Below are 22205 nucleotides of genomic sequence, written 5' to 3'. Positions count from 1 at the left end.
ATGCGTCTGCCTCTATTCGCGTTGCTGCTGTCGCTGATGGTCGGCTGCGCCCAACGTCCTCCTGTCGACGATAGCCTTTACCAGGAGCTGGGCCAGAAACCGGGCATTCAGAAGGTGGTCGAGGGCATGCTGCTCAATGCGGCGGCAGACCCGCGTATCTTCCGGCGCTTCGTGAACATCGACATCGTGCCTTTGCGCGACAAATTGATCGAGCAGATCTGCGTGGAGAGTGGCGGGCCCTGCGAGCCCAGCGGCGATAGCCGGCAGGAAACCCGCCAGCGGCTGGAACTCAGCGCCGCCGAGTTCGATGCGTTGGTCGAGGATCTGCAGAAGGCGATGGATGCCCAGGGTTTGCCGGCGACCACTCAGAAGCGCTTGCTGGCGCGCCTCGCACCGATGCGAGAACTCCTCCTCAGGCGCTGAATTCGACACGTTCGGTAGTCGGTTGCAACCTATTGATGGCGTACGGTTGCACCTGGTGGCACAATTCGCCTTCCGTGCGCGTGACCGGCGCTTGATCGTCGTGTCGTATGGGTGGCACCTGCCGTCTACGGTCACTCGCGTCCCACCACTACAATGAGAAGCGCAAGCCCATGAGCCTCAACAATCCCACTCTGATCACCTTTGTGATCTACATCGCGGCGATGATTCTGATCGGTTTCACCGCCTACCGTGCCACCAAGAACTTCGACGACTACATCCTAGGCGGACGCAGTCTCGGCAGCTTCGTCACCGCGCTTTCCGCCGGTGCCTCGGACATGAGCGGCTGGCTGCTGATGGGCCTGCCTGGCGCGATCTTCGCCGCCGGCCTGTCGGAAAGCTGGATCGCCATCGGCCTGCTCGTCGGGGCCTGGCTGAACTGGCTGTTCGTTGCAGGGCGCCTGCGTGTGCATACCGAGCACAACCACAACGCCCTGACCCTGCCCGACTACTTCACCCATCGCTTCGAGGACAAAAGTCGCCTCCTGCGCATTCTCTCGGCGCTGGTGATCCTGGTGTTCTTTACCATCTACTGCGCTTCCGGCGTGGTCGCTGGTGCGCGCCTGTTCGAGACCACCTTCGGCATGAGCTATGACACGGCGCTGTGGCTGGGCGCTGCGGCCACCATCCTCTACGTGTTCGTCGGTGGCTTCCTGGCGGTCAGCTGGACCGACACCGTGCAGGCCACGCTGATGATCTTCGCTCTGCTGATCACGCCGCTGTTCGTGATCCTCGCACTGGGTGACATGGACGCTGCGATGGCGACCATCGAGGCGCAGAACCCCGCCGCCTTCGACATGTTCAGCGGCCTGTCCTTCGTCGCCATCGTTTCTCTGCTGGCCTGGGGGCTGGGTTACTTCGGCCAGCCGCACATCCTGGTGCGCTTCATGGCCGCCGATTCGGTGAAGTCGATCCCCGCGGCGCGCCGCATCGGCATGATCTGGATGCTGCTGACCCTGATCGGCGCCGTGGCTGTCGGCTTCTTCGGCATCGCCTATTTCGCCGGTCATCCGGACCAGGCAGGGCCGGTGAGCGAGAACGGCGAGCGCGTGTTCATGGAACTGACCAAGCTGCTGCTCAACCCGTGGGTCGCCGGGATCATCCTCTCCGGCGTGCTCGCCGCTGTGATGAGCACCCTCAGCGCGCAGTTGCTGGTGAGTTCCAGCGCCTTGACCCAGGACTTCTACAAGGCACTGCTGCGCAAGAATGCCTCGCAGACTGAGCTGGTCTGGGTCGGTCGCGGTATGGTGCTGGCGATCGCCGCCATCGCCATCACCATCGCCTACAACCCGGAGAGCAAAGTGCTCGGCCTGGTTTCCTATGCCTGGGCCGGTTTCGGCGCGGCCTTCGGTCCGGTGGTGCTGATCTCCCTGTTGTGGAAGCGCATGACTCGTAACGGCGCGCTCGCCGGCATGCTGGTCGGCGCCGTCACCGTGATCGTGTGGAAGAACTGGATCGGCCTGGGGCTCTACGAGATCATCCCCGGCTTCATCCTCGCCAGCCTGGCGATCTACGTCTTCAGCAAGCTGGACAAGGCGCCTTCCGAGGCCATCCAGCAGCGCTTCGACGCCGCCGAGCAGGAGTACCGCGAGGCGCACATCGGCAACTGATGTCGCCCCGACGCTTTATCGCACAGGCCGCCTTAGGGCGGCCTGTTGCGTTTTCCATCCTCAGCCTTCGCCGAAGAGATCGCGCAGTGCCCGCCGATAGTTTTCCTGGCCTAGGCGCAGTGCATTGTTGTGCGTGCCTCCGGGCACCAGAAGTAGCCGCTTGGGCTCCTGCGCACGCTCGTAGAGCTGTTCGGAAAAGCGCGGCGGTACGTAGCGATCATTGCTGCCATGCACGATCAGCAGCGGCACGCCGACCTCGTCGATCTTGTCCAGGGAGTCGAAGCGCTGCGACAGCAGCCAGCGCAGCGGCAGACGGGTGTCCGTTACCGCCTCGGCGACGTCGCCCAGGTTGGTGAAGGTGGACTCGATGATCAGCCCGGCCGGTGGTCGGCCCTGGGTGGACAGCTTGCGGGCCAGGTCCACGGCTATCGCGCCGCCCAGCGAATGGCCATAGATGAAGCGCTTGGCAGGGTCGGGTTGCAGCTGCTGAAGGCGCTCCCAGGCGATCAGCGCATCTTGGTAGACGCTGCCCTCCGAGGGCAATGGCCCACGGCTTTCACCGAAGCCGCGATAATCCACGGCGAGCACCGCGTAGCCCAGGGCATGCCATTGCTGGATGCGAAACAGCTGGCCGGTGAGGTTCCAGCGTGAGCCGTGCAGGTACAGCAGGGTCGGAGCGTCACGGCGTTGTGCCGGCCACCACCAGGCCTGCAGGCTTTGCTCGGGATCGAAGTCACCGGGAGTCAGGTCCAGTACCTGGACAGCCGCGGGCCGTCCGGAGTACCACTGGGCGACGCCGGGCTCGATGCGGAACACCAGCTCGCGTTCCTTCTCCCGTAACTGGCTGCAGCCGACGCCCAGCAGGGCAACGACGAGTATCAGGCCGCCCAGGGATTTCCAGCGTTGCAGTAGGATCATCGGCATGCGCCCATCTCCGCAAACAATGCAATCTAACCCGCCTATGACGGCCATTGCAGCCTCGCGGATCGTTGCGGGATATGTTCGGCGGATGGACGGTAGGCCCTAAGATGAGAGGATGACTGCAGGAGGCAAGCATGAGCCAAGCGCGGGATGTGCTGGTCAACATCGACGTGCCAGATCTGGGCAGCGCGATTCGCTTCTACGAGCGTGCCCTGGGCTGGCGGCTGTGTCGGCGCCTGTTCGACGGCCAGGTCGCCGAGATGCAGGCCGGCGCGCTGCACATCTATCTGCTGGAACGGGCGGCCGATGCGCACTCCCCGGTTCCCGCGCGTGCCCGTGACTACGGGCGGCACTGGACGCCGGTCCACCTCGATCTGGTGGTCGACGATCTGGAAGACGCCCTGGCGCGGGCCGAAGCCAACGGCGCGCGGCTGGAAGGACGCATCCATGAGCAACCTTACGGGCGCCTGGCGAGCCTCGCCGATCCCTTCGGCCATGGCTTCTGCCTGATCCAGTTCAATGCACAGGGCTACGATGCCGTGGCGACGCCGACGCGCAGCGACAGCCCTTGAAGAGGAGACTCAGCATGCGAGACCTGTCATGGCCCGACGGCCAGCGCACCCCGGTAATCGGCCAGGGCACCTGGCGCATGGGCGAACGTCGCGAGGCGCGCCGCGCCGAGGTGGCGGCGCTGCAGTTAGGGATTGAGCTAGGCATGACGCTGATCGACAGCGCGGAAATGTACGGTGAGGGCGGCGCCGAAGAGGTGGTCGGCGAGGCCATCGGCGGACGCCGTGAAGGTCTCTTCCTGGTCAGCAAGGTCTATCCGCACAACGCCAGCCGCGATGGCGTGGTCGCCGCCTGCGAGCGCAGTTTGCGGCGTTTGGGCACTGATCGGCTGGACCTGTATCTGCTGCACTGGCGCGGCCAGTATCCGCTGCAGGACACCGTCGAGGGCTTCGAGCGTCTGCGCAAGGCCGGCAAGATCCTGCGCTGGGGTGTGTCAAACTTCGACTGCGACGATCTGCGCGAGCTGGCACCCTACGATGCGGCATGCGCTGCCAATCAGGTGCTCTACAACCCCGGGGAGCGCGGTATCGAGTTCGACCTGCTACCCGACTGCCAGGCGCGCGGCATGCCGCTGATGGCGTACTGTCCGCTGGGGCAGGGCGGCCAGATGCTGGCGCATCCCACGTTGTCCGAGGTGGCGCGTCGGCATGCCGCCACTCCGGCGCAGGTGGCGCTCGCCTGGGCGCTGCGTCAGCCGGGGGTGATGGTGATTCCCAAGGCGGTGGATGCCGCGCACCTGCGTGCCAACGCGGCTGCCGGTGACCTGTCTCTGGACGCCGAGGACCTGGCGTTGCTCGATGCGGCTTTCCCGCCGCCCAGGCGTGCGCAGCCGCTGCAGATGGTCTGAGCCTCAGCCGTTCTCGGCGGCTTCGGTAATCGTGTCCAGCCGCGGCGGGTCGCCGTGTTCGCGAACCACGAGATGAATGAAGTGCAGGCGGGTCACGGCGGCGGCCGGCAAGGCGAACGGATAGGTGTCCGGTTGGCCCATGCTGCGCGCCAGTTCGTTGAGCATCGCGGCCATCTCGATCCAGGCATTGACGAACGCCAGGAAGTCCTCGGCTTGCGGGTCGTCGGCGCGGTAGAGCGCATCGAGGCCGAAGGGTAGGAACTCCAGCCCTGTCTTGCCCACCGCCATGCCGAAGCCCATGGCGGTGTCCAGGGTATCCATCATGTGCAGGTAATGTGCCCAGGTCTCCGCCCAGTCTTCCCAGGGGTGCATGCTGGCATAGGCGCTGACGAAGCGTTGTGGCCAGTCGAGTGGGGCGCCTTCACGGTAATGCCGGTCCATCGCCTCGGCATAGTCCAAGCGTTCGTCGCCGAACAATTCGCGGAAGGGTTGCAACCAATGACCGCTGGCGACCAGGCGGTCCCAGTAGTAGTGCCCGATCTCATGGCGAAAATGCCCGAGCAGGGTGCGGTAGGGTTCCTTCATCTGATCGCGCATGCGCTCGCGGTAGTCGTCGTCTGCTTCCAGCACGTTGAGCGTAATAAGGCCGTTGGCGTGGCCGGTCAGCGGCGCATTGCCCCCGGCGTCAGGACCGAGCAGGTCGAACGCCAGACCCCGCTGCTCATCCTCGTCCTTGCCTTGTACCGGTAGACCCAGGTCGAGCAACTGAGCAACCAGTCGCCGCTTGGCCAGCTCGATACTCCGCCATCGCTCTGCGTTGTCGGCTAGCGAAAGGTCCGGAAGGGTGCGTGTCAGCCTGCAGGAAAGGCAGAGCTCGTGGGGGCTGTCGGCTGGCTCCAGCCAGTTGCAGGCCGCCGCGGTTTCCAGGTTGGCGCAGCGTTTCCAGTGGGATGCCTCGGCGTGCCCAGCGATCAGCCAGGTGCTGTCGCTGGCACTTTCGAGCGTATGCAGCTGACCATCCTCGGGCGAGTAGCCGAGCGCCGCGCCGCAGGTCAGGCAGGCGGTATTCGGGAAGTAGATAGGCTGACCGCACTGGCAGGCGAAGGCTGCTTGGCGGCCGAAACGACGGGATGGGGGCGAGGGCATTGAAGGGCTCCGGGATGACGCTGATTGGTTGACGTCGCCCCGGCGTGCGGGGTTCCCTTCTCAGCGCTGGCGGGGCGCGGCGACGCCTTCGAGCGTGGCGAACGAGGTGTCCTTGGCGGTGAGTAGGAAATCTCGCATGAAGGGGGCGTCGAGCATGTCGCTGCGGATAGCCGCATGCAGTGTGCAGAACAGGCCGCGTTCGCCCAGGCGCTTAGCGCTGACGTAGCCGCGCGCGCTGTATTCGTGAAGCGCCCAGTTCGGCAGGCAGCAGACGCCGCGACCGCTAGCCACCAGTTGCATCATCATGACCGTCATTTCCGCGGTGCGCACCTGCGCCGGCTCGATGTCGGCGGGTTCGAGGAAATGCTTGAAGATGTCCAGACGGTCGCGCTCCACCGGGTAGGTGATCAGCGTTTCGCTCTCCAGCTGTTCGGCGCGCACATAGGGCTGGTGGGCCAGGGGATGCTGGTTGGCGACCGCCAGTAGCGCTTCGTAGGTGAACAGGGGAACGTAGGTGATGCCGGCGAGCTCGACCGGATCGGCGGTCACCACCAGGTCCAGGTCGCCGCGCGCCAGGGCCGGCAGCGGCGCGAAGGCGAAGCCCGAGGCCATGTCCAGTTCCACTTCCGGCCAGGCGTCGCGGAACTGGTCGATGGTCGGCATCAGCCACTGGAAGCAGCTGTGGCACTCGATGGCCATGTGCAGGCGCCCCGCCGTGCCGCCGACCAGGCGCGCCAGGTCGCGCTCGCTGGCGCGCAGTTGCGGCAGCACGCTGTCGGCCAGTTGCAGCAGGCGCAAGCCGGCGCTGGTGAAGCGCACGGGCTTGGTCTTGCGCACGAACAGGGGCATGCCCAGACGCTCCTCCAGTTCCTTGAACTGGTGGGATAGCGCGGACTGGGTAAGATGCAGGCGTTCGGCGGCTTCGACCAGGCTATCGGTCTCGCGCAATGCGTGCAGTGTCTTGAGGTGGCGGATTTCCAGCACGGGTGACTCCGAAGGGCGACGCGACGCGGGCAGGGCCGGGCGCAACGCGGAATTTTCGCCGAACACCGTGTGGCTGTCGAGCGCAGCGATCTTGAAGGTAGGGCAATGGCCCGCCCGCGAGGGCGGGCTCAGCGCGACGGTAGCGGTGCGCGCCGCGCGGTCTCGCCCAGGTAGCAGGCCAGGCGCTGGCGCGCCTGTTCGTCAAGGAACAGGCCGAGCTTGCTGCGGCGCCAGAGGATGTCCTCGCTGCCTTGTGCCCACTCGTGGGCGCACAGGTAGTCCACTTCGCGGGTGTAGAGATCGCCGCCGAGCAGCACGCCGAGATCGGCCAGGCCGCTGGCGCCTTCGAGCAGGCGTTCGCAGCGGCTGCCGTAGCTGGCGCTCCAGCGCCGCACGAGGGTTTCCGGCAGCCAGGGATAGCGTTGCGACAGCTGCGTCTGGTGCAGGCGTGGATCATCGATGCCTTCGCCACCCGGAAGTGCGACCTGCGCGGTCCAGGCCGGACGCATGTTCGGGAACCAGGGCGCCAGCCGAGCCATGACCGCTTCGGCCAGGCGCCGGTAGGTAGTCAGCTTGCCGCCGAATACCGAGAGCAGCGGTGCCTGCTCGGCTTCGCTCTGCAGGGCCAGACTGTAGTCGCGGGTGATCGCCGAGGGGTTGCTGGCCTCGTCATCGCGCAGCGGGCGCACGCCGGAGAAGCAGTGAACGATGTCCTCGCGCTGCAGTGTTTGGCGGAAATGTCCGTTGAGTACGCCGAGCAGGTAGTCGACCTCCTCGTCGAGGATGCTCACCCGCGCCGGGTCGCCGCGGTATTCGCGGTCTGTCGTGCCGACCAGGCTGAAACGGTCTAGGTAGGGAATCACGAAAACGATGCGACCGTCCTCGTTCTGCAGGATGTAGGCGTGTTCACCGGGGTGCAGCCGCGGCAGCACCAGGTGACTGCCCTGCACCAGGCGAATCGCGTAGGGCGACGGTTGTTCCAGCGCGTCCCCCAGTACCCGCGCGACCCAGGGTCCCGCGGCGTTCACCAGCGCGCGGGCCATGACGCTGCGCCGGCCGTTGGCGTCTTCCAGGTCCACCTGCCACAGCGAGCCTTGCCGACGTGCGCCGATGCAGCGGCAACGGGTGGCGATCTGCGCGCCGTTTTCGGCGGCGGACAGCGCATTGGCGACCACCAGGCGGGCGTCGTCGGCCCAGCAGTCGGAGTATTCGAAGCCGCGTTTTATGTCGTCCTGTAGCAGCGGGTCGTTGGCCAGGCTGATGCTGCGCGAGGCGGGCAGTTTGCGCCGTCGGCCCAGGTGGTCGTAGAGGAACAGTCCGGTGCGGATCATCCACGCCGGGCGCAGGTGAGGCCGGTGCGGGAGTACGAAACGCAGGGGGCGAATCAGGTGCGGGGCCTTGGCCATCAGTACTTCCCGCTCGGCCAGCGCCTCGCGGACGAGGCGCAGTTCGCCGTGCTCCAGGTAGCGCAGGCCGCCATGGATCAGCTTGCTGCTGGCCGAGGAGGTGTGCGATGCCAGGTCGTGCTGCTCGCAGAGCAGCACCTGCAGGCCGCGGCCGGCGGCGTCGGCGGCGATGCCGGTACCGTTGATGCCGCCGCCGATGACGATCAGGTCGAGGCAGTCGCGCGGCTCGCTCATGGAAGACCTCCGACAACAAGTGGGCTGTGTCGGATCGCTGCGTGTGCGATGGCCGACAGCCTCAGGTTAGCAGCGCTCGCGATGGTCGGCGCGGCCCTGGGTTTTGCAGTAAGGTAGAACGTTCATTGCTTCCGTGCGTTCCCCTATGACCCCTGCGATCGATCTATTGAAGAAAGCCCGTGCCGAGCACCGAGTGCATGCCTACGAACACGACCCCAAGGCGCCGTCCTATGGTCTGGAGGCCGCGGAGAAACTTGGTCTGGACCCCGCGCGGGTGTTCAAGACGTTGCTCGCGGTGAGCGAGAAGGGCGAACTGCTGGTGGCCGTGGTGCCGGTGGCGGGCAGCCTGGATCTCAAGGCGCTGGCCCACGCCGCCGGGGTGAAGAAGGTGGACATGGCCGATCCGCTGGCGGCGCAGCGAGCCACCGGTTACCTAGTGGGCGGCATCAGTCCGCTGGGGCAGAAGAAGCGCCTGCGTACCTTCATAGACGAGAGCGCGCGCACGGTACCGGCGATTCACGTCAGCGCCGGGCGCCGCGGGCTGGAACTGGAACTGGCCGCCGAGGTGCTGGTCCAGCACTGCAATGGCTGTTTCGCGAGCATCGCTCGCCACTGACTCACACGAAAACAACAAGGACATCGCCATGACTGCCCACCTGCTCGCCATCGACCAGGGCACCACCAGCAGCCGCGCCATCGTCTTCGATGCCAGTGGCCGCGCCGTGGCCCAGGCCCAGCAGGAATTTCCCCAGCACTTTCCCGCCGACGGCTGGGTCGAGCACGATCCCGAAGACATCTGGCGCAGCGTGCTGGCCGTGGTGCGCGAGGCGCTACAGAGCGCCGGACTCGGCGCCGAGGCGATCACTGCCATCGGCATCACCAATCAGCGCGAGACCGCGGTGCTGTGGGAGGCCAGTAGCGGCGCGGCGGTCCATCCGGCGATCGTCTGGCAGGACCGGCGCACCGCCGATACCTGCGCACGCATGCAGGCCGAAGGGCATGAGGCCTTGGTCAGCGAGCGCAGCGGATTGCTCATCGACCCCTATTTCTCGGCGACCAAGCTGCGCTGGATGCTCGACGAGCTGCCTGGCGTACGTGAACGCGCCGAACGTGGCGAACTACGCTTCGGCACCGTGGACAGCTTCCTGCTCTGGCGCCTGACCGGCGGCAAGGTGCATCGCACTGATGCCAGTAATGCGGCACGCACGCTGCTGTTCGACATCCATCGGCAGTGCTGGGACGACGATCTGTTGGCGCTGTTCGACATCCCGCGCAGTCTGCTGCCCGAGGTGCTCGACTGCGCCGCCGAGTTCGGTACGTGCGACCCCGCGTTGTTCGGCGCGCCCATCCCGATCCGCGGCATGGCCGGCGACCAGCAGGCAGCGTTGATCGGCCAGGCCTGCTTCTCACCGGGGATGGTGAAGAGTACCTACGGCACCGGCTGCTTCATGGTGCAGAACACCGGCGAGACACCGGTCCGTTCGGCCAATCGCCTGTTGACCACGGTGGCCTATCGTCTGGGCGGGCAGGTGACCTATGCGGTGGAAGGCAGCATCTTCGTCGCGGGCGCCGCTGTGCAGTGGCTGCGCGACGGCGTTCGCCTGATCGATCACGCGCACCAGAGCGAAGCCCTGGCGGAGCAGACCGGCGAGGCCTGTGGCGTTTATCTGGTACCGGCGTTCACCGGGCTGGGCGCGCCGTACTGGGACCCCAAGGCGCGTGGAGCGATCTTCGGCCTGACCCGCGATACCGGCATCAAGGAAATCGTCACCGCGGGCCTGCAGTCGGTGTGCTACCAGACCCGTGACCTGCTCGACGCGATGGGCGAAGACGGCGCAGAGCCGCCCAGCGCCTTGCGCGTGGATGGCGGCATGGTGGTCAACGACTGGGTCATGCAGTTCCTCGCCGACATCCTCGGCGTGCCCGTAGAGCGCCCTGAGATCACCGAGACCACCGCGTTGGGGGCGGCCTACCTGGCGGGCCTGCAAAGCGGCGTGTTCGCCGATCTCGCGACCATCGCCACGCTCTGGCGACGTCAGCGTCGCTTCGAGCCGCACATGGATGCCGAGCTGCGCAAGCGTCTCTACGCCGGCTGGCTGGACGCCGTGCGGCGGGTGCGTAGCTAGAGTGTCGCGACACGCATCAAATGCCGGCCCGCACTGGCCCTCGACAGGCATCACTGCGTTGCTCCGCTTGCCAATCCTCCAGTATTGGCGGCGCGAAGCGCCTTGCGCTGCCTGCCGATGGCGGCGTGCGCGCTTCGACATCCGATACCTGTCGAGACACTAGCTTATGTACAAGTTGTGCTTCTTCGTCCCCGCCTCGCACCTGGAGCCGTGCAAGGAGGCGCTGTTCGAGGCGGGCGCCGGGCGTATCGGCGCTTACGATCGTTGCTGCTGGCAGACCCTGGGCGAGGGGCAGTTCAGGCCACTGGCCGGTAGCGATCCGTTTCTCGGGCGCGCGGGTGAGACTGAGCGGGTCGCGGAATGGAAGGTCGAACTGGTGGTGGCCGACGAACTGATCGACGCCGCGCTGGCGGCCCTGCGCGCTGCGCATCCCTATGAAACGCCGGCGATCGAGGCCTGGAAACTCAGCGAGCGAATCGGCTAGCGGCCAAACGCAAAAGGCCCCGCCAGGGCGGGGCCTCTTTGGGCCGCGTTCGCTCAGGCGCGGCGGCGGAACAGCGGCAGCGGCTGGTCGGCGGAGGCCTGGTAGACCTCGGAGAAGTCCTCGAAGGCCTTCACCGCATCGTACGGGTCCTTGTCCTCGCGCAGGGCGAAGGCGTCGAAGCCGACCCGGCGCAAGGCGAACAGCTGGTCGCGCAGTACGTCGCCAATGGCGCGCACTTCACCCTTGTAGCCGTAGCGGGTACGCAGCAGGTAGGCGGTGGATGAGTGCCGGCCGTCGGTGAAGGCGGGGAAGTTCAGCGCGATGACCTGGAAGTGCGCGAGGTCGTCGGCGATTTCCTCGATTTCTTCACCGGCTTCGAGCCACACGCCAAGTCCGCCGTCGCGGGCCTTCAGCGCATGACCGTGCTCCAGCCAGAGCGCCATCGGTACGATGATGTCGGCGCTGTTCGACAGCCCGTCCAGGCTGTTCTCCTTGACCAGCGTCCAGCGCTCGTCGAGCACCTCGCCGTTCTTAATGATGCGCTGCATAGACGCGCTCCTTGAAGGGGTCGATGCCGATCCGGCGGAAGGTGTCGAGGAACTGCTCGTCCTCGGTGCGCTGCTCGACGTAGACCTTGATCAGCTTGTCGATCACGTCCGGCATGTCGTCCTGGGCGAACGACGGGCCGAGGATCTGCGCCAGGCTGGCGTCGCGGCCGGCGCTGCCGCCGAGGGAGACCTGATAGAACTCCTGGCCTTTCTTGTCGACGCCGAGGATGCCGATGTTGCCGACGTGGTGGTGACCACAGGCGTTCATGCAGCCGGAGATGTTCAGGTCCAGCTCGCCGATGTCGAACAGGTAGTCCAGGTCGTCGAAGCGGCGCTGGATGGCTTCGGCCACCGGAATCGACTTGGCATTGGCCAGCGAGCAGAAGTCACCGCCCGGGCAGCAAATGATGTCGGTCAGCAGGCCCACGTTGGGAGTGGCGAAACCGTTCTCGCGCAGCAGGCCCCAGAGCTCGAACAGGCGGCGTTGCTCGACGTCCGCGAGGATGATGTTCTGGTTATGGCTGTTGCGCACTTCACCGAAGCTGTAGTCGTCGGCCAACTGGGCGATGACGTCGAGCTGCTTGTCGGTGACGTCGCCTGGCGCCACGCCGGTGGGCTTGAGCGACAGGGTCACGGCAACGTAGCCGGGCTTCTTATGGGCGAAGGTGTTGCGCACGCGCCAGCGGGCGAAACCCGGATGCTCGGCATCCAGCGCGGCGAGGGCGGCGTCCTCATCGTCCAGTGCCTGGTAGGCCGGGTCGACGAAGTGGGCGGCGACGCGGGCGAGCTCGGCTTCGGTGAGGGTGGTCGGGCCATCCTTGAGGTGCGCCCATTCGGCGGCCACGCGCTCGGCGAAGACGTCCGGACCCAGTGCCTTGACCAGGATCTTGATGCGCGCCTTGTACTTGTTGTCCCGGCGGCCGTAGCGGTTGTAGACACGCAGGATGGCGTCCAGGTAGCTCAGCAGGTGCTGCCAGGGCAGGAATTCGTTGATGAAGCTGCCGACGATCGGGGTGCGGCCCAGGCCGCCACCGACGGAGACGCGGAAGCCCAGCTCGCCGGCGTCGTTCTGTACGGCTTCCAGGCCGATGTCATGCACCTCGATGGCGGCGCGGTCGCTGCGCGAGCCATTCACCGCGATCTTGAACTTGCGCGGCAGGTGGCTGAACTCGGGGTGGAAGGTCGACCACTGGCGGATGATCTCGCACCAGGGGCGCGGATCGATCAGTTCGTCCTTGGCAACGCCGGCGAACTGGTCGGTGGTGGTGTTGCGGATGCAGTTGCCGCTGGTCTGGATGGCGTGCATCTGCACGGTGGCCAGCTCGGCAAGGATGTCCGGCACTTCTTCCAGCTCCGGCCAGTTGAACTGAACGTTCTGCCGGGTGCTGATGTGTGCGTAGCCCTTGTCGTAGTCGCGGGCGATCTTCGCCAGCATGCGCACCTGACGGGAGTTGAGCAGGCCGTAGGGCACGGCGATGCGCAGCATCGGCGCATAACGCTGAATGTACAGACCGTTCTGCAGGCGCAGCGGACGGAATTCTTCCTCCGCCAGCTCGCCGGCCAGATAGCGGCGGGTCTGATCGCGGAACTGCTTGACGCGGTCCTCGACGATGCGTTGATCGTAGTCGTCGTAAACGTACATGAAGGGTCCTGTGTTCTCAGGCTATCGGCAGTGCATGCGCGCACGGTCGCGCACCCTGCGAAGGGGTGAGCAAGATACCAGCTCAGGGATATGCGCAAAAGTGAAGTTTGGACATATGGAAAGAACCAAATGGCCTAAATCCCGGGGCTTTCATGTCGTCTTGGCTTGCTGTGGCGCAAGCGCTGAACTTAACTGCTGACAGGTATCGGTAACCACGGAGACCACTGACATGTCCGATCCCGATTCGAGCGATAGCCGGGTCGATGCCTGGGCTATCTTCGCGCTCATCCTGTTGGTCGTCGCTACGGCGGTGTTCTGGGTTAGCGGCCAATAGTCGCAGTTTCTTGTCCGGTGTCAGTATTTCACGCAGTGCTGCGGAGTAGCGTCGAAGGCCCCTCCAGGACCCACTACAAGAGGATAGGCCACGATGAGCAGCACCTTTTTCATTCCTGCCGTGAATATGATGGGCGCCGGTAGCCTCGAGGAGGCCGTACAGGCTATCCGCAGCCACGGTTTTCGCCACGCGTTGATCGTCACCGACAAGGGGCTGGCGAAGGCCGGCGTCGCCGACAAAGTGATCGGCCTGCTGGCCGCCGAGGATATCCAGGCCAGTCTGTTCGACGGCGCGCAACCCAACCCCACGGTGGGCAACGTCGAGGCGGGATTGGCTGTCCTGCGGCAGAAAGCTTGCGACTTCGTGATCTCCCTGGGGGGCGGCTCGCCCCATGACTGCGCCAAGGGCATCGCCCTGTGCGCCAGCAATGGCGGCGGCATCGCCGACTACGAGGGTGTCGACCAATCGGCCAAGCCGCAACTGCCGCTGGTGGCGATCAACACCACCGCGGGTACCGCCAGCGAGATGACGCGCTTCTGCATCATCACCGACGAGTCGCGTCACGTGAAAATGGCGATCGTCGATCGCAACGTCACGCCGATCCTCTCGGTCAACGATCCGACGCTGATGGTCGGCATGCCCGCCGGGCTGACCGCGGCCACCGGGATGGACGCGCTGACCCACGCCGTCGAGGCCTATGTCTCCACCGCGGCTACGCCGATCACCGATGCCTGCGCGCTCAAGGCCGTGACCCTGATTGCCGAGAACCTGCGCACGGCCGTGGCCAATGGCCAGGACATGCCCGCCCGCGAAGCGATGGCCTATGCCCAGTTCCTCGCCGGCATGGCGTTCAACAACGCCTCGCTGGGGTACGTGCATGCCATGGCGCACCAACTCGGTGGGTTCTACGATCTGCCCCACGGTGTATGCAACGCCGTGCTCCTGCCGCACGTGCAGACCTTCAACGCGTCGGTCAGCGCCAAGCGCCTGGGGGATGTCGCGGCGGCAATGGGCGAGCAGGTCGCCGGGTTGTCGGCCGAGGAAGGCGCGGCGTGCTGCATCGCGGCGATCCGCCGACTGTCCTCGGACATCGGCATTCCCTCGGGCCTGGCCGAACTCGGCGCCAAGGCCGAGGACATTCCGACCCTGGCGACCAACGCACTGAAGGACGCCTGCGGCCTGACCAATCCGCGGCCTGCCAACCAGGATGAGATCGAGGGCATCTTCCGCGAAGCCATGTAGTTCGAGAGTTGAACGATGAGGCGCGGCTAAGGCCGCGCTTTTTCGTGGTGATGGGATTCTCTACGCGACCACCTTGGAAACCGCCGCGCGTCGTCGTGGTCTATGTGCCGATGCCCTTGCGGGCACGCATTCCATCCAGGGAGAAAAATACAATGCAAAAGCACTCGTTCATGCGTCGCACGGCAGTCGCGCTGGCTGCTTCTCATCTGTTGCTGGTGGCCCAGGTGCCGGTGGCCAACGCGGCGATGATCGGTACGCCGGAGGTCATCCAGCAGCATCAGCAGCAGGTCGATCGCGCCCAACTGCTCGGCATGCTGGATAACCAGGACGTGAAGAACAAGCTCGAATCCATGGGCGTCGATCGGGCCCAGGTAGAGCAGCGCATCAATAGCCTGACTCCGGCGGAGCTGGCGCAATTCAACCAGCAGTTGGACCAGGCGCCCGCAGGTAGCGGTGTCGTCGGCATCATCGTGCTGTTCCTGGTGATCTTCATCATCACCGACATGCTGTGCGCGACCAACATCTTCAACTTCGTGCATTGCATCAATTGAGGCCGGCGCACCTCATTGGGGTGCTGCTTTGCCTGCTGCTCGCAGCCTGCGCGAGGTCTCCGGTGCTGGCGCCGGAAACCTCGCGCCTGCCGCCTCAGGTCGAGTTGGCGCAGACCCCGTTCTTTCCCCAGGACGAATACCAGTGCGGTCCGGCGGCCCTCGCGACGGTGCTGGTACAGCGCGGTGTGGATACCGATGCCGTTCGCCTGAAGCCTCAGGTGTTCATCCCTGAGCGCGAAGGTAGCCTGCAGGTGGAAATGGTCGCCGCAGCGCGAACCCACGGCATGCTGGTCTATCCGCTGGCGCCGAAGCTGGATTCCATTCTCACTGAAGTGGCGGCTGGCAACCCGGTGTTGGTGTTGCAGAATCTCGGCCTGGACTGGTATCCGCAATGGCACTTCGCCGTGGTGGTCGGTTATGACCTGGAGGCGCAGACGCTGGTGTTGCGTTCGGGCACGACACGGCGTTGGCTGACCAAGTTCGCGGCGTTCGATGCGACCTGGGCGCGAGGCAAGCGTTGGGCAGTGCTGACGTTGCCACCTCAGCGCATCCCGGCCACTGCGCAAGCGCATACCTGGTTGGCGGCGGCCAGTGACCTTGAGCAGACCGGGCAAAAAGAGGCTGCCCTGCAGGCCTATCGCAGCGCGACGCGACATTGGCCGCACGAGTCCATGGCCTGGTTCGCGCTTGGCAATGCGCTGTATGCCACGAATGAGCGCGATGAAAGCGCCGACGCGCTGCGGCGCAGTGTGACGCTGGCGCCGGATTTCGCGGCCGGTTGGTTCAACCTCTCCGAGGTAATGAGCGAGCAGGGCTGCGCCGCTGCCCAGCAGGCGCGCGCCTGCGCTGCCGCCCTGGCACCTGAGGACGCGCGTGTGCAGGTGCCGTTATCCAGCCCGGTCGGCAGGGCGCAATGCGCCGCGCTACCGGCTTGTCCGGCGCCCTGAAATAGGGCGCCGCGACGCTACAGGCCGAATTTGTCGCGCAGGCTGTAGTACCAGGCGCCCAGCGCGGTGAACGGTACGCGCAGCAGACGACCGCCGGGGAAGGGGTAGTGCGGCAGGCTGGCGAAGGCGTCGAAGCGTTCGGCTTGCCCACGCAGGGCCTCGGCGAGGATGCGCCCGGCCAGGTGCGTGTAGGTCACGCCATGGCCGCTGCAGCCTTGCGAATAGTAGATGTTGTCGCCCAGGCGGCCGACCTGCGGCAGACGCGACAGGGTCAACAGGAAGTTACCGGTCCAGGTGTAATCGATCTTCACTTTGGACAGTTGCGGGAAGGTGGCGAGCATCTTAGGGCGGATGATCGCTTCGATGTCGGCCGGGTCGCGAGCGCCGTAGATCACTCCGCCGCCGTAGATCAGCCGGCGATCCGCGGACAGTCGGTAGTAGTCGAGCAGGTAGTTGCAGTCCTCCACGCAATAGTCCTGTGGCAGAAGGCTGCGTGCGAGTTCCTCCGGCAGGGGCTCGGTGGCGATCACCTGGGTTCCGCAGGGCATCGACTTGGCGGCGAGCTCCGGCAGCAGCCCGTCCAGATAGGCATTGCCGGCGACCACCACGAAGCGCGCACGTACACGTCCCTGGGGGCCGTGCACCACCGGATTGGCGCCGCGCTCAATGCGCAGGGCCGGGGTCAGCTCGTGGATGACGCCGCCGAGCGATTCGATGGCCGCCGCCTCGCCAAGCGCCAGGTTCAAGGGGTGGATATGTCCGCCCTGGCGGTCGAGCATGCCGCCCACGTAGCGCTCGCTGGCGACCACGTCGCGGATCTCGCGGGCGTCGAGCATTTCCAGTTGGTTGTAGCCGTAGCGCTCCCACAGGGCTTTCTGCGCGCGCAGGTGGCCCATCTGTCGCTCGCTGAGCGCAGCGAATACGCCGCCGTCCTTCAGGTCGCAGTCGATGCCGTAGCGCTGCACGCGTTCGCGAATGATCTTCGCGCCCTCGAACGCCATGTCGCCGATCAGGCGTGCCTGAGGCGCGCTGGTGCTGCGCTCGATCACATCGAGGTCGCGACTGTAGCTGTTGACGATCTGCCCGCCGTTGCGCCCGGAGGCGCCGAAGCCCGCTCGTGCGGCCTCCAGTACGCGAACGCTGAAGCCGTTCTCCAATAGATGGAGTGCCGTGGACAAGCCCGTATAACCGGCGCCAATGACGCAGACGTCAGCTTCGACTTCGCCCTCTAGTGCGGGGCGCTCGGGCACCGGGTTGGCGGACGCGGCGTAATAGGAGGGCGGGTAGGCGGTGTTCGTCATCTTGCACCTGTGTTGTCGATTTTTTACATGGCATCGATGCTACGGCAGGCCGTGCAGTCGCGCTAGCTACGGATAAACAAGAAAATTTTCATTTTTCAGAAGCTTAGTGTTGACAGCCGAAATCCACCGCGTAGAATGCGCGGCCATCGACAGGCACATAGCTCAGTTGGTTAGAGCACCACCTTGACATGGTGGGGGTCGTTGGTTCGAATCCAATTGTGCCTACCAAATCGAACCCGCGTCACGCGGGGCTGAAGGGCGATCCGAAAGGGTCGCCCTTTTTGTTTTTCCGGCTTTTTCGGGAGGCCTGTCCGAGCGGTGCCTGGGGGATGGTACTCATCGCCAGTGGCGCTCTGGCACGCCGTTCTTTCGTGCTACCATCCGCGTCCTGCACGAAAAGTTCCACGGCCTTTTCAGTATCCGGCATCTCCGGATGCAGCAATCTACCAGTACCTGGGGTTCGACCCGGCCGGCTCTGCTGCCGCCATCGTGAGGCGGGACGCCGACGAACTCCTACTGGCTCATCCCAACCCATGTGGCCCTTGGTACGGGTCACCACTAGGAGAGGAGGCGCCATGCCCGTCATTACCCTGCCCGATGGCAGTCAGCGTGAATTCGAACGTCCCGTATCCGTGCTCGAAGTGGCTCAGTCCATTGGCGCCGGTCTGGCCAAGGCGACCGTCGCCGGCAAGGTCGACGGCAAGCTGGTGGATGCCTGCGACCTGATCGAGCGGGATGCGACCCTGCAGATCATCACCCCCAAGGATCAGGAAGGCGTCGAGATCATCCGCCATTCCTGTGCTCACCTGGTGGGGCATGCGGTCAAGCAGCTGTATCCGACGGCCAAGATGGTCATCGGTCCGGTCATTGAAGATGGCTTCTATTACGACATCGCCTACGAGCGTCCCTTTACGCCCGAAGACATGGCGGCCATCGAGCAGCGCATGAAGGCGCTGATCGACAAGGACTACGACGTCATCAAGGAAGTGACCCCGCGAGCCCAGGTGATCGAGACCTTCAAGGCGCGTGGCGAGGACTATAAGCTGCGCCTGGTCGAGGACATGCCCGACGAGCAGGCGATGGGCCTCTACCATCACGAAGAATACGTAGACATGTGCCGCGGCCCGCACGTGCCCAATACGCGCTTCCTCAAGGCGTTCAAGCTGACCAAGATCTCCGGCGCCTACTGGCGTGGGGATGCCAAGAACGAGCAGTTGCAGCGCATCTATGGCACCGCCTGGGCCGACAAGAAGCAACTGGCGGCCTATGTCCAGCGCATCGAGGAAGCCGAGAAACGCGATCATCGCCGCATCGGCAAGCAGCTCGACCTGTTCCACCTGCAGGAAGAAGCGCCGGGCATGGTGTTCTGGCACCCCAATGGCTGGACCGTCTATCAGGTGCTCGAGCAGTACATGCGCCAGGTCCAGCGTGAGCATGGCTACCAGGAGGTGAAGACGCCCCAGGTGGTCGATCGCATCCTCTGGGAGCGTTCGGGGCACTGGTCCAATTACGCCGAAAACATGTTCACCACCGCTTCGGAGAACCGCGACTTCGCGGTGAAGCCGATGAACTGCCCGTGCCACGTGCAGGTGTTCAATCAGGGCCTGAAGTCCTATCGCGACCTGCCACTGCGTCTTGCCGAGTTCGGTGCCTGCCACCGCAACGAGCCGTCCGGTGCGTTGCACGGGATCATGCGCGTGCGGGGTTTCACGCAGGACGATGCGCACATCTTCTGCACCGAGGCGCAGGTCAAGCAGGAAGCGGCGGATTTCATCAAGCTGACCCTGCAGGTATATTCGGACTTCGGCTTCGGTGACGTGATCATGAAGCTGTCGACCCGCCCGGCGAAGCGCGTGGGTTCCGAGGAAATGTGGGATCGCGCCGAGAAAGCGCTGGCCGATGCGCTGGATGCCTCGGGGCTGGAGTGGGAATATCAGCCGGGCGAGGGCGCCTTCTATGGGCCGAAGATCGAATTCACCCTCAAGGACTGCCTGGGGCGGAACTGGCAGTGCGGGACGCTGCAGTACGACCCGAACCTGCCCGAGCGCCTGGATGCCAGCTACATCGGCGAGGACAACAGCCGTCAGCGCCCGGTGATGCTGCACCGCGCCATCCTCGGTTCCTTTGAGCGTTTCATCGGCATGCTCATCGAGCACTATGCGGGTCTTTTCCCGGCTTGGCTGACACCGACCCAGGCGGTGATCATGAATATCACCGACAATCAGGCCGATTTCGCCCGTGAAGTCGAGCGCGAACTCAATGGAAGCGGTTTTCGTGCCAAGTGTGACTTGAGAAACGAGAAGATCGGCTTTAAAATCCGCGAGCATACTTTGCTCAAGGTTCCCTATCTCCTGGTGATCGGCGATCGGGAAGTTGAGACGCGTTCCGTGGCTGTGCGCACGCGCGAGGGTGTAGACCTGGGCTCCATGCCGGTCGAAGCATTCCGCGAGTTGCTGACGCAGGCGGTATCCCGGCGTGGTCGCCAAACAACGGAGTAATCACTATCAAGCGTGAAATGAGACAAGACAGGCGGGCAGCTCCCAAGGCTCCGATCAACGAGAACATCACCGCACGCGAAGTGCGTCTGATCGGGGCTGACGGGCAGCAGATCGGCATCGTCTCTATCGAAGAAGCGCTAAGCGCTGCTGATGAGGCCAAGCTCGACTTGGTGGAAATTTCTGCGGATGCCCTGCCTCCGGTCTGCCGGATCATGGACTACGGCAAGCACCTCTTCGAGAAGAAGAAACAGGCTGCCGCTGCGAAGAAGAATCAGCATCAGCAGCAGATCAAGGAAATCAAGTTTCGTCCAGGGACGGAAGATGGGGACTATCAGGTAAAACTACGCAACCTGATTCGTTTCCTACAGGAAGGGGACAAGGCCAAGGTATCCCTGCGATTCCGCGGCCGTGAGATGGCCCACCAGGAGCTGGGGATGGAGCTGCTCAAGCGGGTCGAACAAGACCTGATCGAGCTCGGCACCGTCGAACAGCATCCTAAGCTGGAAGGACGCCAGCTGATGATGGTCATCGCTCCCAAGAAGCGTAAATAACCTCCCGGGCACTGGCAGGCCTGATGGTTATGGTTTTTCAATGAATGCGGAGTACCAAACATGCCAAAGATGAAGACCAAAAGTGGCGCTGCGAAGCGCTTCAAGAAGACGGCTGGTGGCCTCAAGCACAAGCACGCCTTCAAGAGCCACATCCTCACCAAGATGAGCACCAAGCGTAAGCGCCAACTGCGCGGTACGTCGCTGATGCATCCGTCCGACGTCGCGCGTGCTGAACGCTCGCTGCGTCTGCGTTAATTCGAGGAGAAGATAAATGGCTCGTGTTAAGCGTGGCGTAATTGCCCGTGCTCGTCACAAGAAGATTCTGAAGCTCGCCAAGGGCTACTACGGTGCGCGCTCGCGCGTGTTCCGCGTTGCCAAGCAGGCGGTGATCAAGGCAGGCCAGTACGCCTACCGTGACCGTCGTCAGCGGAAGCGTCAGTTCCGCGCCCTGTGGATCGCCCGTATCAACGCTGGTGCTCGTCAGAACGGTCTGTCCTACAGCCGTCTGATCGCTGGCCTGAAAAAAGCGTCCATCGAGATCGACCGCAAAGTGCTGGCCGATCTGGCGGTGAACGAAAAAGCGGCGTTCGCCGCGATTGTCGAGAAAGCCAAGGCCACCCTGGCTTAAGCCCCGACAGTCGCCGGGTTTGCGCCCGGTAACGAACGTCATCGATAGGGGAAGGGCCTTGTGCCCTTCCCCTATTTCGTATCTGGAGCCCCTAATGGAAAACCTGGATGCGCTGGTCTCCCAAGCTCTCGAGGCCGTGCAACAAAGCGAAGACGTCAATGCCCTGGAGCAGATCCGGGTTCAGTATCTCGGCAAGAAGGGCGACCTGACCCAGGTGATGAAGACCCTGGGCAATCTGCCGGCCGAGGAGCGCCCGAAAGTCGGCGCACTGATCAATGCGGCCAAGGAGCGCGTTCAGGATGCGCTCAACGCCCGCAAGACTGCCCTCGAGGCCGCCGCGCTCGGTGCGCGCCTGGCAGCCGAGCGCATCGACGTCACCCTGCCGGGCCGAGGCCAGACCTCCGGCGGCCTGCATCCGGTTACCCGCACGCTCGAACGCGTCGAACAGTTCTTCACCCGCATCGGCTTCGACGTCGCCGAAGGCCCCGAGGTGGAAGACGACTACCACAACTTCGAAGCGCTCAATATTCCCGGCCACCACCCGGCCCGGGCGATGCACGACACCTTCTATTTCGATGCACGCATGCTGCTGCGCACGCACACCTCGCCAGTGCAGGTGCGCACCATGGAAAGCCAGCAGCCGCCGATTCGCATCGTCTGCCCTGGGCGTGTCTATCGCTGCGACTCGGATATCACCCACTCGCCGATGTTCCACCAGGTCGAAGGACTGCTGATCGACGAGAACGTCAGCTTTGCCGACCTCAAAGGCACCATCGAGGAGTTTCTCCGGGTGTTCTTCGAGAAGCCCCTGGGGGTACGTTTCCGGCCGTCCTTCTTCCCCTTCACCGAGCCCTCGGCCGAGGTCGACATGGAGTGCGTGATGTGCTCCGGCAAGGGCTGCCGCGTTTGTAAGCAGACCGGCTGGCTTGAGGTGATGGGGTGCGGCATGGTGCACCCGAACGTCCTGCGCATGTCCGGCATCGACCCGGAGAAATACCAGGGCTTCGCCTTCGGCATGGGCGCCGAGCGCCTCGCCATGCTGCGTTATGGCGTCAACGACTTGCGTCTGTTCTTCGACAACGACCTGAGGTTCCTCGCGCAATTTCGCTAGCGCGAGTGATCCCGTCCGCCTCGAACCTATCAGGAGAAGAACAG

22 protein-coding genes and 1 tRNA gene are annotated in these 22205 nt (G+C 64.6%); 16 read left to right on the top strand and 7 right to left on the bottom strand.

Features of this window, described 5'->3' with window-relative positions:
* Together ACYRGX_RS18310 and putP are read left to right on the top strand one after the other, a co-directional pair.
* Positions 1 to 423, top strand: coding sequence for a group I truncated hemoglobin (locus tag ACYRGX_RS18310; protein WP_473056722.1), 423 nt, complete (start codon positions 1 to 3; stop codon positions 421 to 423).
* Between the two features lie 170 nt (positions 424 to 593).
* Positions 594 to 2090 carry a sodium/proline symporter PutP gene (gene putP, locus ACYRGX_RS18305; RefSeq protein WP_473053870.1) on the top strand — a complete coding sequence of 499 codons (1497 nt, stop codon included), beginning with the start codon at positions 594 to 596 and terminating at the stop codon, positions 2088 to 2090.
* Between the two features lie 60 nt (positions 2091 to 2150).
* On the opposite strand, the gene ACYRGX_RS18300 is transcribed toward putP, so the two are convergent.
* Entirely contained in the window at positions 2151 to 3014 is an 864-nt protein-coding gene (locus ACYRGX_RS18300) for an alpha/beta hydrolase (RefSeq protein WP_473053869.1), read from the bottom strand.
* A 131-nt stretch (positions 3015 to 3145) separates the two neighbouring features.
* Between ACYRGX_RS18300 and ACYRGX_RS18295 the strand changes: the two genes are divergently transcribed.
* Together ACYRGX_RS18295 and ACYRGX_RS18290 are read left to right on the top strand one after the other, a co-directional pair.
* The gene (locus tag ACYRGX_RS18295; protein ID WP_473053868.1) at positions 3146 to 3583 is read left to right on the top strand and encodes a VOC family protein; all 438 of its coding nucleotides are present in this window, start codon (positions 3146 to 3148) and stop codon (positions 3581 to 3583) included.
* Positions 3584 to 3597: 14 nt separating this feature from the next.
* Positions 3598 to 4428 carry an aldo/keto reductase gene (locus tag ACYRGX_RS18290; protein WP_473053867.1) on the top strand — a complete coding sequence of 277 codons (831 nt, stop codon included), beginning with the start codon at positions 3598 to 3600 and terminating at the stop codon, positions 4426 to 4428.
* A 3-nt stretch (positions 4429 to 4431) separates the two neighbouring features.
* Here ACYRGX_RS18290 and ACYRGX_RS18285 read toward each other — a convergent pair whose 3' ends face one another.
* From ACYRGX_RS18285 to glpD, 3 genes are all read right to left on the bottom strand, one after another.
* The gene (locus ACYRGX_RS18285; RefSeq protein ID WP_473053866.1) at positions 4432 to 5574 is read right to left on the bottom strand and encodes a zinc-binding metallopeptidase family protein; all 1143 of its coding nucleotides are present in this window, start codon (positions 5572 to 5574) and stop codon (positions 4432 to 4434) included.
* Between the two features lie 60 nt (positions 5575 to 5634).
* Complete coding sequence (metR, locus tag ACYRGX_RS18280; protein WP_473053865.1) at positions 5635 to 6558, bottom strand: transcriptional regulator MetR; 924 nt, start codon at positions 6556 to 6558, stop codon at positions 5635 to 5637.
* A gap of 128 nt (positions 6559 to 6686) precedes the next feature.
* On the bottom strand, positions 6687 to 8198 hold the full coding sequence (gene glpD / locus ACYRGX_RS18275; RefSeq protein WP_473053864.1) for a glycerol-3-phosphate dehydrogenase: 1512 nt from the start codon (positions 8196 to 8198) through the stop codon (positions 6687 to 6689).
* Between the two features lie 145 nt (positions 8199 to 8343).
* Between glpD and ybaK the strand changes: the two genes are divergently transcribed.
* From ybaK to ACYRGX_RS18260, 3 genes are all read left to right on the top strand, one after another.
* Positions 8344 to 8814: a Cys-tRNA(Pro) deacylase gene (ybaK, locus tag ACYRGX_RS18270; protein ID WP_473053863.1), complete on the top strand. Its 471-nt coding sequence runs from the start codon at positions 8344 to 8346 to the stop codon at positions 8812 to 8814.
* A 28-nt stretch (positions 8815 to 8842) separates the two neighbouring features.
* Complete coding sequence (gene glpK, locus ACYRGX_RS18265; RefSeq protein WP_473053862.1) at positions 8843 to 10324, top strand: glycerol kinase GlpK; 1482 nt, start codon at positions 8843 to 8845, stop codon at positions 10322 to 10324.
* Positions 10325 to 10490: 166 nt separating this feature from the next.
* Positions 10491 to 10808 (top strand): NGG1p interacting factor NIF3, encoded by a 318-nt coding sequence (locus ACYRGX_RS18260; RefSeq protein WP_473053861.1) that lies wholly within the window; start codon positions 10491 to 10493, stop codon positions 10806 to 10808.
* Positions 10809 to 10861: 53 nt separating this feature from the next.
* Here ACYRGX_RS18260 and ACYRGX_RS18255 read toward each other — a convergent pair whose 3' ends face one another.
* Both ACYRGX_RS18255 and ACYRGX_RS18250 read right to left on the bottom strand, forming a co-directional pair.
* The gene (locus ACYRGX_RS18255) at positions 10862 to 11356 is read right to left on the bottom strand and encodes a DUF934 domain-containing protein (RefSeq protein ID WP_473053860.1); all 495 of its coding nucleotides are present in this window, start codon (positions 11354 to 11356) and stop codon (positions 10862 to 10864) included.
* Positions 11340 to 12998: a nitrite/sulfite reductase gene (locus ACYRGX_RS18250; RefSeq protein WP_473053859.1), complete on the bottom strand. Its 1659-nt coding sequence runs from the start codon at positions 12996 to 12998 to the stop codon at positions 11340 to 11342. Before ACYRGX_RS18250 ends, ACYRGX_RS18255 begins: the two co-directional genes overlap by 17 nt.
* Before the next feature lie 427 nt (positions 12999 to 13425).
* Between ACYRGX_RS18250 and yiaY the strand changes: the two genes are divergently transcribed.
* The 3 genes from yiaY to ACYRGX_RS18235 all read left to right on the top strand — a co-directional run bounded on the left by yiaY (position 13426) and on the right by ACYRGX_RS18235 (position 16072).
* The gene (gene yiaY, locus ACYRGX_RS18245; RefSeq protein WP_473053858.1) at positions 13426 to 14574 is read left to right on the top strand and encodes an L-threonine dehydrogenase; all 1149 of its coding nucleotides are present in this window, start codon (positions 13426 to 13428) and stop codon (positions 14572 to 14574) included.
* Positions 14575 to 14726: 152 nt separating this feature from the next.
* Entirely contained in the window at positions 14727 to 15125 is a 399-nt protein-coding gene (locus ACYRGX_RS18240) for a PA2779 family protein (RefSeq protein ID WP_473053857.1), read from the top strand.
* 62 nt (positions 15126 to 15187) lie between these two features.
* Positions 15188 to 16072: a PA2778 family cysteine peptidase gene (locus tag ACYRGX_RS18235; protein ID WP_473053856.1), complete on the top strand. Its 885-nt coding sequence runs from the start codon at positions 15188 to 15190 to the stop codon at positions 16070 to 16072.
* Positions 16073 to 16089: 17 nt separating this feature from the next.
* On the opposite strand, the gene ACYRGX_RS18230 is transcribed toward ACYRGX_RS18235, so the two are convergent.
* Positions 16090 to 17373 carry an NAD(P)/FAD-dependent oxidoreductase gene (locus ACYRGX_RS18230; protein ID WP_473053855.1) on the bottom strand — a complete coding sequence of 428 codons (1284 nt, stop codon included), beginning with the start codon at positions 17371 to 17373 and terminating at the stop codon, positions 16090 to 16092.
* A gap of 151 nt (positions 17374 to 17524) precedes the next feature.
* Here ACYRGX_RS18230 and ACYRGX_RS18225 point away from each other — a divergent pair.
* The 6 genes from ACYRGX_RS18225 (at position 17525) to pheS (ending at position 22161) form a co-directional block, all read left to right on the top strand.
* A tRNA-Val gene (locus ACYRGX_RS18225) sits at positions 17525 to 17601 on the top strand.
* A 347-nt stretch (positions 17602 to 17948) separates the two neighbouring features.
* Positions 17949 to 19871: a threonine--tRNA ligase gene (gene thrS, locus ACYRGX_RS18220; protein ID WP_473053854.1), complete on the top strand. Its 1923-nt coding sequence runs from the start codon at positions 17949 to 17951 to the stop codon at positions 19869 to 19871.
* On the top strand, positions 19871 to 20422 hold the full coding sequence (infC, locus tag ACYRGX_RS18215) for a translation initiation factor IF-3 (RefSeq protein WP_473056721.1): 552 nt from the start codon (positions 19871 to 19873) through the stop codon (positions 20420 to 20422). Before thrS ends, infC begins: the two co-directional genes overlap by 1 nt.
* Before the next feature lie 60 nt (positions 20423 to 20482).
* On the top strand, positions 20483 to 20677 hold the full coding sequence (gene rpmI / locus ACYRGX_RS18210; RefSeq protein WP_028237975.1) for a 50S ribosomal protein L35: 195 nt from the start codon (positions 20483 to 20485) through the stop codon (positions 20675 to 20677).
* A 16-nt stretch (positions 20678 to 20693) separates the two neighbouring features.
* Positions 20694 to 21050, top strand: coding sequence for a 50S ribosomal protein L20 (rplT, locus tag ACYRGX_RS18205; protein ID WP_241582611.1), 357 nt, complete (start codon positions 20694 to 20696; stop codon positions 21048 to 21050).
* 94 nt (positions 21051 to 21144) lie between these two features.
* A complete protein-coding gene (pheS, locus tag ACYRGX_RS18200; RefSeq protein WP_473053853.1) occupies positions 21145 to 22161 on the top strand; it encodes a phenylalanine--tRNA ligase subunit alpha in 1017 nt (338 codons plus the stop codon).
* Positions 22162 to 22205 lie beyond the last annotated feature (44 nt).

The sequence above is a fragment of the Pseudomonas sp. R4-15 genome (genome assembly GCF_055768815.1).
This window is presented reverse-complemented; position numbering and strand designations above follow the sequence as displayed.